Source organism: Micromonospora zhanjiangensis (assembly GCF_042650605.1).
Lineage (GTDB): Bacteria > Actinomycetota > Actinomycetes > Mycobacteriales > Micromonosporaceae > Micromonospora_J > Micromonospora_J zhanjiangensis.
On sequence record NZ_JBHSBN010000023.1, the window covers coordinates 1 to 13,181 of the forward strand.

The following is a 13,181-nucleotide window of genomic DNA, read 5'->3' on the forward strand; positions in this document are numbered from 1 at the left end:
AGTGATCAAGACCGTCGCCCGCGACGCCTACGGCTTCCGCAACCCCATCAATCAGCGACTACGCACCCGCTGCGCCACCACTCGACGAACCCGAGGACACCTCAACCCCCGCTAACTTCGCTGAGCCACTTTAACTTGACAGCCCAGGAATCATTCGCCTTGACGACGATCACCAAAGACGCCTATACGAAGCACCGCTTAATTGACAAACTGGCCCTCGGTAGATGGCGACCGCGCCTACGAAAGCATGGACACCCCCGGTCGAGGTGCATCAGCAGCCTCACGCCGGGTGGGACTCGTAGCTGTACCCCGGAGCAGGGGCGAGCGTGAGCAGCGCGTCCAGGGCGTCGACGGTGTCGGCGCCCCACATCTTCGACAGCACCCAGGTCTGCCCGTCGGCGTGGAACGGGGCCTCGAAGAACCAGCGGCCGAGTTGGTGGGCGTACTTCGGGTAGGCCGCCGCGAAAGCCTCCTCGTGCTCCGGGCCGCTGACCGTGCCCTGAACGGCCAGGAGTCGCGGGTGCCCGGGCAGCTTCCCGGCCATCGCCGCCGGGCCGACGCCCGCCTCGTAGAGTGCGGTGGCGAGCGCCAGCAGGGCGCGACGCTTGGCGAGGGCTGGCGTGGTCGCCTCCGGCGTGGTGACGGAATAGCGGGTGAAGTCCCGTCCGGTGCTCGCCTCCGCGGCCCGCACGGCGGTCTCCCGGCGCCGAAGCCGGACGGTCAGTTCGGCCGCTTCCGGCAGCGGGATGACCTGTTGTACGTCGACCAGGAGCTTGCCGGCGACCCGGTACGGCGTCAGCCGGACGCAGGTGATGTCCAGACCATAGATGTCGTTCAGCCACAGCACGGTGGTGGTGATCTGCGGGTCGAACCCGGCCGCCGCGAGGATGATACGGACCTGGCGTTGCAGCACGGCATTCTCGCCACCGGCTTCGTCGAGCCAGTCCGCCAGCCGCTCGCGGGCGTCGTCGGCACTCGCCGGGTCGGTGCGGTTGAGATGCCCTTGATAGGTGTCCACGAGCTGCTCGAAGGTCATCGCCGACACCATGGCGGCGTAGCGGAGAGCCTGCAACTCCATGTGGCCGCCGTCCTCGGTCCGCTTCAGCTCGACGACCACGAGGTGACCGGTCCGGTCGACGCAGAGCAGGTCGATGCGGCGCCGTACCTCGAAGTCGCCGAACTCCTCGGCGACGACGAGTAGGTCGTCGCCGATCGCCGCGATGTGTTCGCGGAGCGCCCGCTGAAGATCACCGCGTTCGAGGACCTGTTCCGCCGCGAAGGTGGTGGCTGGCACGGACACGAGTTCGCCGCCCGGGGTCATCTCGAACAATCCCATGTGGAGCAGTGTGGTGATCGGTCGACACGTGTCAAGGCCGAGATCATCCGGGGTCAGGACGGGCGGATCGTCTCGACCGTGAACCAGTCCGCACGATGACTCCTCCACGCAGCAGTGACGGCGAAGCCGGCACGAACACACAGGACGGCGAACTCGTGCTCGGCGTAGTACGTGAACCATCGTTTCCCCGGCACCTCGGCCGTGCGGCTCCATTGCGCACCCGACCCGACCTTCATCGAGAAGCTCGCCCGGCCGCCTTTCGTCGTCGCCCGCCGTATCTCGGCAATCGCGGCCAGGCACGACGCGCGGGGCAGATGCAGCAGTACGCCGCTGGCGATGACGCCGGCAAACAACCCGTCGGGGAACGGCAAGGACAGCACGTCGCAGCAGACCACCCGGTCGCGAGGTAGCTGCCGCAGCAGGTTGATCGCCGCGTCGGCAAAGATCACGGGTCGGCCGAGAGTTGACGCGAACAGACCGTCGCGGCCCGATCCGCATCCGATGTCGAGCACAGGGCCGGTCGGCAGTCCACCGATGAACCTCTGGATCTCCTCCCGCAGGCCAGGGAAGCGGTCGTACGGCAGAGAACTCGCCCGGTAGTCCTGAGCCGCCGCATTGTACGACCGACTTACTTCTCGACGGATCCGCAGGTGTTCGTCCGGCTGGTTGTCAGCTCGACGTGACGTCATCTGCGTCCCGCCGCTGCCTGGGCGGCGCCGACCCGCCCTCGGACGAGTCGGACACGAGCAGACTGATGTCCGATTGCTGATGCTTCCAGGCAACGCCGGGAAGCGCTCCTACCGATCCGTCCGGCCCTACCGCGCGGACTTCGCCGGCGTCTGTCGCACGCCCGATGGCGTAGAGGTCAAGACCGTGCGCCAAGAAATCGGCACGGCACGCGTCCAGGTCTTGTTCGCCGACCGTGAAGGCGAGTTGGAAGTCCGCCGAAGCGCTCATGGCGAGGGCCGTCCGTCCGACCCCCATCACCTCGGCCACGGCCGCGACCGTTTCGTCCAGCGGCACGTCGCCCGTGGTGACGTCGAATCCCACTCCGCTGGCCTCGGCGATCTGCTCGATGGTCGCCTTGAGTCCGTCAGAGGTGTCCTGGCAGGCCGTGGCGTAGGGTTTCGCTGCGAGCAGTCGACCTTCGGCGACTCTGGCGACTGGCCGCTTCCAACTACCGAGCAGCCGTTTCTCGAGTTCCTCGGGTAGTTGCCAGCCCTTTTCCTCGCGCTTCGGAAAATACGCGACGGCCGCTCCCAGCAGGCCGCAGGGCCCGGTGACACAGAGGACATCGCCAGGTTTGGCGCCGCCCCGAGTCAGGACCTTTCCGGGGGCGCAGACTCCGATGGCCGAGGCGGACAGGATGAGTCGCTCGGCGTTGCCGATGTCGCCGCCCACGTTGAGGGTGCCGAAGTCCGTGCAGGCCTGGTGGATGCCGGCCATCACCGACCGGAACCTCTCGTCGGTCAGGTCCGGCGGATACCGGACGACCGTGCAAACTCCGATCGGCGTTGCTCCCATCGCGGCGACATCGCTGACGTTGGCCGCGACAAGGTAGTAGCCGATGTCGAAGTCCGACAGCAGGCCGAGTTCGTACAGTCTGAACTTGCTGCCGCGCACGTAGTCCGAGCCGAAGACCAGGGAGACCGAGCCGCCGATGTCAAAGACGGCGCAGTCGTCCCGCCGGTCCGCACCGACCGCCAGCGTGATGGCGGGGTTTCCCGGCCCCACCTCCGAGCCTGATTGCCCGGTCAGGAAGGCCGCGACCAGTTGGCGGACACGCGTCGGTTCATCGGCGAACTGTGCCATGCGGGAGATCCTCGATTTTCCGCAGTACCGCGCGTAGAACCGCGGTGGCCGGCAGGAACGTGCTGTCGAGTTCGATCGAGTTCGGCATCGTGCGGAGCGCTTCAAGGGTCCGGATGTCCAAGGCGGTTGCCGGACCCACGGCGGTGGACCGTCCGATCACGTCGCGGTACTGCGCTCGCCGGCGCTCGCGTCGCACCGTCAGACCTGCCCACAACGCGACGTGGAGGGTGGCGGAGGGCAGCAGATCCGTCGCCACGTCCCGTCCGACCAGCACTATTGACGGATTCGCCTCGACAATGTCGCGATGATAGTTCCGGATCTGGTCCCGCCACAGTGGATTTGCCGCGACGAGACCCAGCTGCCGCTCTAGGCCCGGCGCGAAGATCTTGTCGGTGACATCCTCGCCATGAAAGAGGACCCGTTCACTTCGCTCTGCCCCGGCGACGGGTTCGGCCCAGCTAAAGGGCTGGTGCTCGACCGCCTTGCACCAGCCGTCGTACGGCTCGAAGGGTTGCTGGGCGAGTGCGTAGCTGATGGCTCGGAACGTGAGGCCGGTATCGAAAAACGCCGTACGGAGCGCTGTCGCAAGCGCCATGCCCAGAGTGGTCTTGCCGCTGGCCGTGGGTCCGTCGATGGTCACGGAGACATTTACCGTCATGCCCCGCCGCCCGACCTGAGCGCCTGCTTGTGGGTTCTTCCGGTCGGAACGAATCCGGGTGAGGCGAAGGGCGCCGCCACGTTCCAGTCGGCCGTACGCCTCATCGTTTCACGCAGCAGCTCCTTACGAACCACGACCGCATAGTCCCACAAGGGATCGGGTATGTCCAACACCCTGGCCATTGCGGATCTCAGGTACTGCCGGCGGGTGTTGAAGTCCCCGCCGTAGGCTACGTGGCGGTCGTCAAAGGCGGAGTAGAAGTAGGCCGCATCAGCGTCCGCATACCGTCCGAGGTCGGAATAGTCGTGGAGGTCTTCGGCATTGAAACCGTCGGCCAGGACGATCCGGTGCACCTCGACTGCATCGAGTGGAACCAGGTGCCAGTGCGCGTGGGTGATGCACGCCCTGGTCGTCATGTCGGATGACGAACCGTGTTCGAGAATGAGTGAGGTGCCGAATGTCGAGCGGTATCGCGGCAGGACGAAGTCGAGAAAGCACTGTATCTCGGAGGCGATCTCCTTTGCGGCATGACCGAAACTGAGGTAATGCCGGACCGGCAAGATCAGCATGTGCCCCAGAACCAGCGGCGACATGTCGGCGACGAGCTTCAGGGATCCGCCGTCGACGATCATCCGATTAGGAGGATCGCCCGCATAGGTAGCCGCAAAACTCGTATCGGCAGCACCCGCAAGTTCCTCGCACAGGTCTGATCCCGAGCATCGATACCTTCCCTCCATGATCCTCCTTCGGACATGGCTCGACCGGGAGTGCGGGTTTCGTCGGTGAAAGCAACATACAGTGTCCACGTTGGAAGCGAAAGCAATGGATCGGCGATCAAGTTTGACGATCGGCATAGGATGCGGCCATGCGCCCGCCGACCGCGAAGCTCCTCGACCGCCTCATTGTCCTTGCTGCCACACTGATCCTGACCGCCCGCCAGTACAGCTTGCCCAACGAACAACTCTGGATTGGCCTCGTCGGCGGAAGAAGTTACATTCTTCTCATCCTGTTGACGATCATAGCCATATTCGGCGCATTCACCCCGTTCCAGGATCTGGCCACACGTCGCCTCATCGATCGTCGGTCGGCAATCCGACAGCAGGTGCTGGTCCACTACGGGCAGATGCTCAAGGTGTCGCAGCGCATCAGGCCCCCGTTGGACCTGGCGGACCTGGGCCTACACGTCTGGCGGATCCGTCGTTCGTTTCGCCACCCGCTCAAGGGCCACCTCAAGCGGGTCGCTACCTACCGCCTCGGGAGCGCGCCGACGACCAGGGCCTTCGCGCCACCGAAGGGGGTGGGCGTGGTGGGGCTCTGTTGGGAGCGGAACGAGGAGGTGCACGTGGATGTCGCCGCGATCGCGTCCGCCTGTCCCACGGAGGCCGAGTACGAGGCGTTTCGCGCCCGTGAGGGCGACGCGGCCGTCATGAGGTTCCCCTGGAAGGAGTTCCAGCGTCTCAAGCATCGGGGCGCGGTGTTCGCCAGCCCGATCAGGAACGGGCACGGCAAGTTCATCGGGTGTGTGAGTGTGGACGCGAGTCATGGCTTCACCACGCTCGACACCCGGGCGTTCTGGCGGGAGATCAATCAGGTCTGCGTACTCATCGGGCACGACCGGTTCCGGAGTCTCTGAGCCGGCGCCCTGCTCTGTCAGGTCGCGGACGCGGCGGGCTCTCGTTGCTTCTGCGACCAGAGGTCGGGGTCGCAGTCGGGAAAGATACGCCGCACTCCGCCACGAGGGTCGGGTACGTCACCGTAATATCTGGGGATCAGGTGAATATGCAGATGGTCGATCGTCCGGCCGGCTGCCTGCCCTTCGTTCACACCTACGGTGAAACCTTCCGCATTCCACCGCTCAGTTATCTGTTCCTGAGCACGGACCAGCAACTCGTAGGCATCCTGGACCTCGCCGGGCGTCAGGTCGAAAAACGAAACGACATGACGTTTCGGTACGACTTCCAAGTGTCCCTCGGCCGCCGGAAAGTTGTCCCAGCGCGCATAACAGGTGCTGTTTTGGATGACGACGGTGTTCAGAGTAGGGTTGCCCATCTGGCAAAATAAGCAACCAGACACCGACCTTGACGTAGTCATGGTTTCGCTGCCCTTCGCGGCGATAAGCCGGTTGATGATGTAAGCGATTCCAGGAACCCTGCGCAACACGCCTGCCGTCCTCGTACGATCCATCATGCCCGACGACCCTAGATGCTGGTCCCACAACACGCCATAGCGCTACCGGTCACTTCACGGACAGTCATGGCCCCGACCTGCGGACACGCCAGCACGAATCCCACTCATGGGCGGCGTCCAGTCTTTCGCGGCCGGGCGACTCAGGCAGCCGTTGCAGGAAAGACCACGAGCGATCCGTCGCTGCTTCGTTCGATCTCGATCGCAACGTCGGTCTGGTGGGTTCCCACGTCGAGGCCGTCGCCCAGGGCGCGCAGGCGGTAGGCGGCTCTGAGCAGGTCGTCGACCTCGCCCTGGGTGAGCATGATGTTCCGGAACCCGCCACTGCGCTTCACCTCGAGAGTCGACAGCCGCAGCAGGACCAGGTTGATGCCCGATTCCAGTTCGTCGACGCGACGCTCGTCCTGCTGCAGTGTCCCGACGAAGTTCTTGAACAGGTTGTCCGCCCCCACCGACTGCGCGTGTTCGACTGCCTGGAGCACGAGCACCCGGCGCTTGAGGGCGATGGCGAGTCGGGCAAGCTCCAGGTGCGCGCGGAACGTGCCGCCTTCCTCGTTGATGCCGGGAAAGGCGTTCGTCAGCGCGCCGACTTCAACCGGGCCGTCGGGCAGTGCGGCCAGCGCATCCTGCCACTTGATGAGCCGGCGCTTGGCACGTTCGATGGCCGTGCTGATCGCGTACGACGAGGAGTCCAACCCCAACGACAGGCCGATCCGGCCCTGGTCGAGGAGGACCGACGTCGCCTTGTCGATCGCGTCACGGCAGCCGTCCAGCTCGCTGCGTTCCTTCTCCAGGCTGTCTTCGTGCAACTGCTCCAGGAGGTCGGTGATCCGCTCGATCGCCTGCTGTCGCTGGTGATCGGCGTAGGCGCTGACGCCGACCGCGACGGCCATCAGCACCAGTGGCGCGGCCACCGTCAACGCGCCGGCGCTGGCCGCGGCCACACCGGCCGTGGTGGCCGAACCGGTTGCGGCACCCGCCACGGCGGCCTTGCCGGCAACGGGCACCAGCTTGGCGTGGGCAGCGATGCGGCCGGTGGTGGAGTTGACCAGCACGCCGCGAACAAGTCCGGCGGATCCCTTCGCAATCATGGGCCGGACGAGTCCCTTGCCGACCTGCGCGGCGACCTTTGCCGGCACCACCATCTTGTAGAGCACGTCACCGGAAGCGGCGACGTTCAGGCTCGACGGTGCTGACTTCGCGGTCTGGGTCACGAGCTGCGTCAACTGCTGGGCGAGCGGGCTGGCCGCATGCAGCGGAATCCCGCCGTCCCGGTCGCGCTTGGCCGGCAGCGGGTGGGCTTCCAGCGTGGCGATGGGGGAATCCGCCAGGGTCGCCAGCACTGTTCGCAGCTCCGCGAGTCGGGCCGGTGTCATGCCCTCGTCGCCGAGCAGGCTCGGCACGTTCACGGCCTCCGTGGCGAGTGTCCACACCGGCACGGGTGCCTTGTCATCAGTGGTCACGTCCTGCTCCCTCCCCGAGCTGACACCAACAGAACATCGGGCCGCGGCCCGTACTCATGCCTTGGCCTTTCGGCCGCGGGCGGCCTTGACCGGTCGCCACGACGTCAGCGCCTCGTCGGTGAGGTGCAGCCGGTTGGTGGTCTCGGCGAGGAAGCCGGCGTAGATGTCGGCCGGCGAGGCTCCCCACTCCGGGTCGAAGTCGCCGTGCCACTGGCGTACCCAGGGGAGGATTTCACGCAGCCCCGCGACCAGCGGCAACAGCCGGTCGGCGGCCCAGCCGTCCTCCTGCTCGCGGGCCACGACCAGGGTGGCCAGGGCCTGGGCCTGTTCGCGGTGGTCCCAGCCGGCCCAGCCGACCAGCAGCGACGGGTCACCGTCGCGGCTGGCTCCCGGGTACGACACGAAGCGCTCCTTCGGCACGTCGAGCTTGCCCCGGTGCTTCCAGAAGCTGGCCTTGCGGAAGTCTGCCGAGGTGTACTTCGGCGGCACCGGGATCTGCTTGCGGAACTCCCGCTTCGCCGCCTCGTCGGGCAGCGCGTCCTCCTGCCGTTGCAGGTCCCAGACCTGCTCCCAGTCGGCCCGCTTGGCCAGCCCGGTGTCCTTGTAGCGCAACGCGGCCAGGTGCGGCACGTGCTCGTCGGCGACCAGGTCGGCGATCACTTTGCCGAGGTCCTGGCCGGGCGCGTAGAGGTTGGCGACGGTGAGCACGTCCTCGTCGCGGCGCAACTCGTCGGCGAGTTGGTTGGTGGTCAGCGGACGCGGCTGCTCCAGCCCGTCGACGTGGTGGTACCACAGCTCGCGCGCCTCGCACCGGTCGAGCAGCCAGTCGCGCAACGCCTTGCGCTGCATCGCGTCCCAGCCCTCGGTGGCCCACCGCCGCTTGCACTCGGGCCGCTCGATCAGCCCGATGTTGCGGTTACCCTCGATGACCTCGATCCGCCGCCGCACGATCGCCTTGTACTCGTCCGACCAGTGCTCCGGCAGCTCGGTGATCGGCGTCGAGGAGTGCCGGGCGAACCACTGCGTCTCCGCCTCGCCGGCCGCCACCTTGCGGGCCAACACGATCTCGAATGCCCGCTGCCCCAGGCTGAGCATCGGCGGCCGGACGCTCTCCGGCGCGGTCAGGTCCTCGTCCAGCAGCCCGTAGAGCGAGTAGACCTGCCAGTCCAACTCCTCCTGCAGGCAGATCATCTGCCCCCGGACGGCATGCCACTCGTAGGCGGCGGCGTCCAGCCGCTCGCGGGTAGGCACCCCAGAGGCCGCGACCGCCGCCGGACTCACCGTGGCAAGCCGCTGCGCCAGCCCGTCGATCTGCCGAGCAAGCTCTAAAGGGTACGCCGAGGGCAGCGGAAACTCCTGAAGTTTGGTGCCTGTGAACTCGTATCGTTCCTCCCATGCCTCATCCTGCATGCCTCTACCATTGCCTCCGCCAGCCTTCGGCTGGCTAACCTGCTTCAGCCAGAAGCAGGACACCGAGCTGTTTAATACGCCCAGCACCTGGACGTAGTCCTTCTCGGAGGCCAACCCTTCTTTTAGCCTGATCACGGGGGCAGAATGGTTGAGCACCTCATTTGACCGTCGTAGATAAAAATGATTATGAGTTGTGACAAACGCTAGGCCAATCACTAACTCCGCATTGAGCCTCATGCGGGAGAGCATCGTGTACTCATGCCATGACATTCCCCGCCCTTCTCGAGTCTTACCAAATGCCAGCCCAGCTCGGAGCACTGTGCGAAGCTCCCAGAAAGGGCTGCGAGACTGCTCTTCAAGGGCGACGGAAAGACCAGGGGCGTACGGAAAGAGCGCTGAAATTGGTTCTGAACACCAATCCCGGATTCCGTCGCCAATCAAGAAAGGCTTCATCGTCAGCTTCGACCGCCTCCACTGAGGAGGGCCGACCAAATCGGAGGCGTAAGCTTCATCAAATCCCGTAACCGCCATGAAACCGATCGGGTGAGCAGCTTCGTTAAGCCGACGAGAGGCGCCGACCTCCACCGCAGATATCAGCTCCTTGGCCCCTCCACCACTTAGCGCCCAAGGGTGCTTAACCAGGTTGTTGCGAGGTATATCAGCGACGCTAACCCACTCAGACTCGCTGCCGGGCTCGTCAGCTTGATCCACAATCGCTCGCCACACAGGCGCAGTTTCCGGATTTATCGGAACACTCGGCTCGCCACGTATGCCCATTACGACCCGAACGACATTTGTGCGGTTAGGCCTACGAGCGCGACCGACCAATAGAACGGTAGGCGTGCCATGACCAGGAATATACGCACCCGAAGTGTCGATGATACGAGTCAACTCAACACAACTCGCAAAGTATTCTTCAATCAACTTCTTGCCGAATTCGCGTTTCATAAATGAATTCGAAGTAATTTGACCAACAAAACCCGAGCTACTTCCGCTAGATATCGCAAGCTCAAAAAATCTCTGCGCAAAAGGCGCAGACAATGAATACTTCATATGGCATACGGGATAAATCTTGCGATAAAGCAGATTGAGCGCTTTGTCTCTAACGGTTACATACGGGGGGTTTCCAACAACTACATGGTACCGACCTTCCTCAAGTATGCCCCGGTACTCGTGAGCATCGTAGGTCGCGTTCGAGCTACCAAAAAGGGCCAACTGCTCAGTCTTAACGAGAGAGTCCCCTACGGCTAACCGAATGGGAAATAGGTAACGGGTTGAATCTGCGAGGGCCTTGATGTTGCATGCGCGAAGGGCGGCAACCAAGAGCCGGAACCGGGCAATGGCGACGGCGAAGGGGTTGATGTCGACCCCATGCACGGCGTCGAGTACGAGACGTACCCGCTCGTACGGCTCACGGTTAGGGGCGTGACGCTCCCACTCCTTGAGTAAGCGGTGGAAGGTGCCGAGGACGAAATGGCCCGAGCCACATGTCGGGTCAATCATCTTAATCACATCGTGGCCGAACTCGTCGATCGCCGGCGTGAGTGTCAGGTCAAGAATGAACTCCTCCACGAACTCCGGGGTCTGGAGCAGAGCATAGGTCTTCTTGGCGTACTCGGAGAGGTCCTGGTAAAGATCGCCGAGGAAGCGGGTGTCCCACTCGGGATCGGTGAAGTCGTGAGCCAGATCGCCGGCCTCGCCGCGTCGACGCCAGAAGGCGATTAGATTTTTCGCCTCGTCGTGCGACAGCGGGATTTGGTAGAGCGGGTTGTGCCCTTTGTCGAACAGCGACTTGCCAGCCTCGGTACTTGAGATGGCCTCAAAGCCCTCATGGAGCCAACCACGCAGCGTCTCGTTGGGGCGCTCGCGGAAGAACTGCGCCTCGGCCTCCTCTGCGAGGACCAGGCGGTCCCCCGGCCCGGCCAGGTAGGGGTCCAGCAGCAGACCGTTGTCCTCGCAGAAGCGTACGAAGACAGTGCCGAGCACCCACGCAACGGCGACCTGGGTGACCCGCTCGTTCCGCCAGGCTGCCCACGTGGCGGCGGTGCGTCCGACCTTGAAGGCGCGGTCGTACTCGGCGCGCAGCTTGATGCGCACCTCCTCGACCGACTCAGCCTGCTCCCGCAGGTCTTTTTCCAGGTTCTTGACCTGCTTCTGCAGGTCGGACAGGAGCAGCTTCCGATCGATCACCCGGAGACTCTAGCCGTCCCGTTGACGCGACGTAGCCACCCGCCAGGGCAGAAAATCTGGCGGACTTGCCACCTACAGCAGCCCGTGGCGTCGTGCGTAGCCGCCGAACTCCGCTCCCGTGCAGGGCAAGCGGGCACCCGTCGCCCGAAGCGCGTCGATGAGATTCCCAGCGCCGAACTCTGCCAGTTTCCCGTCTCGGCAGGCTCGGGCCAACAGCCAGATCGTGCCGTGCACATCCGCTCCGTACTTGCGCGCCACCCGCGTCGCATCCCGATCGTCGGTGAGGGCGACACCGGCGCGCAGCTCTGCGGCGGCGATCACTGACGCTTCCCCGAGGTCCCGGTCACCTGCTCCGAGCCGGGTTGCCCACTTCATGAAGCACTTGATCTCGGCGAGGGTGTCCAACTGCTCGACGTTGAGCCAGTCCACGCCGAACGCGACGGACAACGCCGGATACGCCGCCGAGCCTGCCCGCAGCTCTTCGATGACGGCCCTCGTCGTCCAGCACTCCGAATCGACAAGTAGGTCTTGCAACTCGTCGAACCGGTCTGCCTTGACGAACTGACTGAGGCACATCGTGTCGAGCACCAGCACGCGCGTCGGATTCGACGGCATGGTCACGGCTCGATCTCCAGTTCGTCGATGGCGGGCAAATCTACGTCAGTTATCTGCCCGTGCATCAGCTCCACGGCCCTCGCCCGGGTGATGAAGCTCTCCCGCCATGCTTCCATGACGGCGTGGGCGTAGATCGGAGGCACGCGCACCGAGCCGAGATCCGGCTGAGGAACCCAGCCGAGCGCCTCCATGAACTCGGCGCGCGTCGGACGGGACTGATTCCACTCGATCCGGGTCGCCTCGTCGATCAGAGCCGCCCGGGTCGCCTGCCGCAGCGCCAGCGACCACGACACCCGGTATCGGGCCGCCAGCTTCACCAACAGGTCGCGGTCAAGGCCGCCCGGCTCGTCGGCGGCAGATTGCAACGCCGGTACGGGGAGCAGCAACTCGGCAGCGAATGCGTCGATGCCACCTTCTCGCTCGGCCCGCGACGCATGCACGCCGAGATCGCTCGAATACTCGTCGCCGATCACGAGATGCCCCAGTTCGTGCGCCGCAGTAGCGCGCCGCCGGCCCGGATCTCCGGTGGTGCTGACCACGGCCACTGCCAGGTCGCCGTCGACCAAGGATGCCCCGTCACCGGGTACATCGGTGACAAGGACGAACTGGCCGCCGCGCTCGCACACATCCACCACGCTGCCGATCGGCTCATCACCGAGGTCGAGTTGCCGGCGTACCCAATGGGCCGCATCCCTGGCGTCGGCCTCCGACGTGACGGTGCCGGGGTAGCGCAGGAATGGCTGTGGTCGCAGCACGCCGTAGTCGACGACCTGTCGGACCTCGCGCAGCCACTCGGCGAGCGCAATCTCCAGCCGCTGCGAGGCGCGCGACACGTCCGAATCGCTGTCCTCGGTGATCTGAGCAGACCGGCGGGACAGCACCTCCGGGCGGGGCGCGATCAGGTAGTCCATCGAGACTTGAAGCGCCGACGCCAGCCTCGACAACTCCAGGGCGTCCAGCCGTCGGGTGCCCGCCTCCACCTTGGCGAGCATCGTGCGGTCCAGACCGATGACGCGGGCCAGATCGTTCTGCGACATGCCGAGCGCCAACCGCACCTGCCGGACCTGGTCCCCGACAGCACTCCACTCAAGCTCCCCAGCCATGGTGCGATAATCGCACACCTCGCACCCCGTCAACGGTTAGACCGTCACCTCTGGAAAGTCACGGCTCCCGCATCCAGAGTTTGGGCTCGTTCACGAAGATGCCCTTGCCTTGGTGCCGCCAGATGACCCGCAACGCTTCCAGCCGGACGAAGACCTGTTTGATCGTCGACGGGCTGACGTCATACATCGTGGCGAGTTGGGCGATCGAGGGCAGCTTCTCCCCCGGCCGGTACTTCTTCGCCCGGATGTCGGCCGTGATCTCGTCGGCGATGCGGATGTAGTCAGCAGTGATCGGCATGTCTCTCCCTGCGTGGCACGCCAATTTGATCACGCATGGAGACGTCTCGACAACTCTGCGTTTGACTCAGATGACTGGGACAGCTAAGTTTGCGTCTGAGCCTCTCCTCGCG

Annotated in this window: 12 protein-coding genes; 1 reads left to right on the forward strand and 11 read right to left on the reverse strand. The window is 64.8% G+C overall.

Annotation, left to right across the window (positions count from 1 at the left end):
* Positions 1-280 precede the first annotated feature (280 nt).
* Genes ACFOX0_RS25655 through ACFOX0_RS25675 form a run of 5 tightly spaced genes read right to left on the reverse strand, consistent with a single transcriptional unit; the run spans position 281 to position 4,438 of the window.
* Positions 281-1,336, reverse strand: coding sequence for a hypothetical protein (locus tag ACFOX0_RS25655; RefSeq protein ID WP_377550531.1), 1,056 nt, complete (start codon positions 1,334-1,336; stop codon positions 281-283).
* A 53-nt stretch (positions 1,337-1,389) separates the two neighbouring features.
* A complete protein-coding gene (locus tag ACFOX0_RS25660; RefSeq protein WP_377550533.1) occupies positions 1,390-2,025 on the reverse strand; it encodes a class I SAM-dependent methyltransferase in 636 nt (211 codons plus the stop codon).
* Positions 2,006-3,148 carry a thiamine-phosphate kinase gene (gene thiL, locus ACFOX0_RS25665; protein WP_377550534.1) on the reverse strand — a complete coding sequence of 381 codons (1,143 nt, stop codon included), beginning with the start codon at positions 3,146-3,148 and terminating at the stop codon, positions 2,006-2,008. Before thiL ends, ACFOX0_RS25660 begins: the two co-directional genes overlap by 20 nt.
* Positions 3,129-3,788: a (d)CMP kinase gene (locus ACFOX0_RS25670; RefSeq protein WP_377550536.1), complete on the reverse strand. Its 660-nt coding sequence runs from the start codon at positions 3,786-3,788 to the stop codon at positions 3,129-3,131. Before ACFOX0_RS25670 ends, thiL begins: the two co-directional genes overlap by 20 nt.
* Positions 3,789-3,802: 14 nt before the next feature.
* Positions 3,803-4,438 carry a hypothetical protein gene (locus tag ACFOX0_RS25675; RefSeq protein ID WP_377550538.1) on the reverse strand — a complete coding sequence of 212 codons (636 nt, stop codon included), beginning with the start codon at positions 4,436-4,438 and terminating at the stop codon, positions 3,803-3,805.
* Between the two features lie 233 nt (positions 4,439-4,671).
* Between ACFOX0_RS25675 and ACFOX0_RS25680 the strand changes: the two genes are divergently transcribed.
* A complete protein-coding gene (locus tag ACFOX0_RS25680) occupies positions 4,672-5,439 on the forward strand; it encodes a hypothetical protein (protein WP_377550540.1) in 768 nt (255 codons plus the stop codon).
* Positions 5,440-5,456: 17 nt separating this feature from the next.
* On the opposite strand, the gene ACFOX0_RS25685 is transcribed toward ACFOX0_RS25680, so the two are convergent.
* The 6 genes from ACFOX0_RS25685 to ACFOX0_RS25710 all read right to left on the reverse strand — a co-directional run bounded on the left by ACFOX0_RS25685 (position 5,457) and on the right by ACFOX0_RS25710 (position 13,069).
* A complete protein-coding gene (locus ACFOX0_RS25685; RefSeq protein WP_377550542.1) occupies positions 5,457-5,993 on the reverse strand; it encodes an HIT family protein in 537 nt (178 codons plus the stop codon).
* Between the two features lie 140 nt (positions 5,994-6,133).
* A complete protein-coding gene (locus ACFOX0_RS25690) occupies positions 6,134-7,453 on the reverse strand; it encodes a hypothetical protein (protein WP_377550544.1) in 1,320 nt (439 codons plus the stop codon).
* Positions 7,454-7,507: 54 nt separating this feature from the next.
* Positions 7,508-11,053 carry a BREX-2 system adenine-specific DNA-methyltransferase PglX gene (gene pglX / locus ACFOX0_RS25695; protein ID WP_377550546.1) on the reverse strand — a complete coding sequence of 1,182 codons (3,546 nt, stop codon included), beginning with the start codon at positions 11,051-11,053 and terminating at the stop codon, positions 7,508-7,510.
* 72 nt (positions 11,054-11,125) lie between these two features.
* Positions 11,126-11,674, reverse strand: coding sequence for a hypothetical protein (locus ACFOX0_RS25700; RefSeq protein WP_377550548.1), 549 nt, complete (start codon positions 11,672-11,674; stop codon positions 11,126-11,128).
* Positions 11,671-12,771: a helix-turn-helix domain-containing protein gene (locus ACFOX0_RS25705; protein ID WP_377550550.1), complete on the reverse strand. Its 1,101-nt coding sequence runs from the start codon at positions 12,769-12,771 to the stop codon at positions 11,671-11,673. Before ACFOX0_RS25705 ends, ACFOX0_RS25700 begins: the two co-directional genes overlap by 4 nt.
* Before the next feature lie 58 nt (positions 12,772-12,829).
* Complete coding sequence (locus ACFOX0_RS25710; RefSeq protein WP_377550552.1) at positions 12,830-13,069, reverse strand: winged helix-turn-helix domain-containing protein; 240 nt, start codon at positions 13,067-13,069, stop codon at positions 12,830-12,832.
* Positions 13,070-13,181 lie beyond the last annotated feature (112 nt).

Bases quoted from the DNA above. Each gene is read 5' to 3' on its own strand.
- ACFOX0_RS25655 (WP_377550531.1), bottom strand. From the start codon at position 1,336: ATGGGATTGTTCGAGATGACCCCGGGCGGCGAACTCGTGTCCGTGCCA.
- ACFOX0_RS25660 (WP_377550533.1), bottom strand. From the start codon at position 2,025: ATGACGTCACGTCGAGCTGACAACCAGCCGGACGAACACCTGCGGATC.
- thiL (WP_377550534.1), bottom strand. From the start codon at position 3,148: ATGGCACAGTTCGCCGATGAACCGACGCGTGTCCGCCAACTGGTCGCG.
- ACFOX0_RS25675 (WP_377550538.1), bottom strand. From the start codon at position 4,438: ATGATCGTCGACGGCGGATCCCTGAAGCTCGTCGCCGACATGTCGCCG.
- ACFOX0_RS25680 (WP_377550540.1), top strand. From the start codon at position 4,672: ATGCGCCCGCCGACCGCGAAGCTCCTCGACCGCCTCATTGTCCTTGCT.
- ACFOX0_RS25685 (WP_377550542.1), bottom strand. From the start codon at position 5,993: ATGATGGATCGTACGAGGACGGCAGGCGTGTTGCGCAGGGTTCCTGGA.
- ACFOX0_RS25705 (WP_377550550.1), bottom strand. From the start codon at position 12,771: ATGGCTGGGGAGCTTGAGTGGAGTGCTGTCGGGGACCAGGTCCGGCAG.
- ACFOX0_RS25710 (WP_377550552.1), bottom strand. From the start codon at position 13,069: ATGCCGATCACTGCTGACTACATCCGCATCGCCGACGAGATCACGGCC.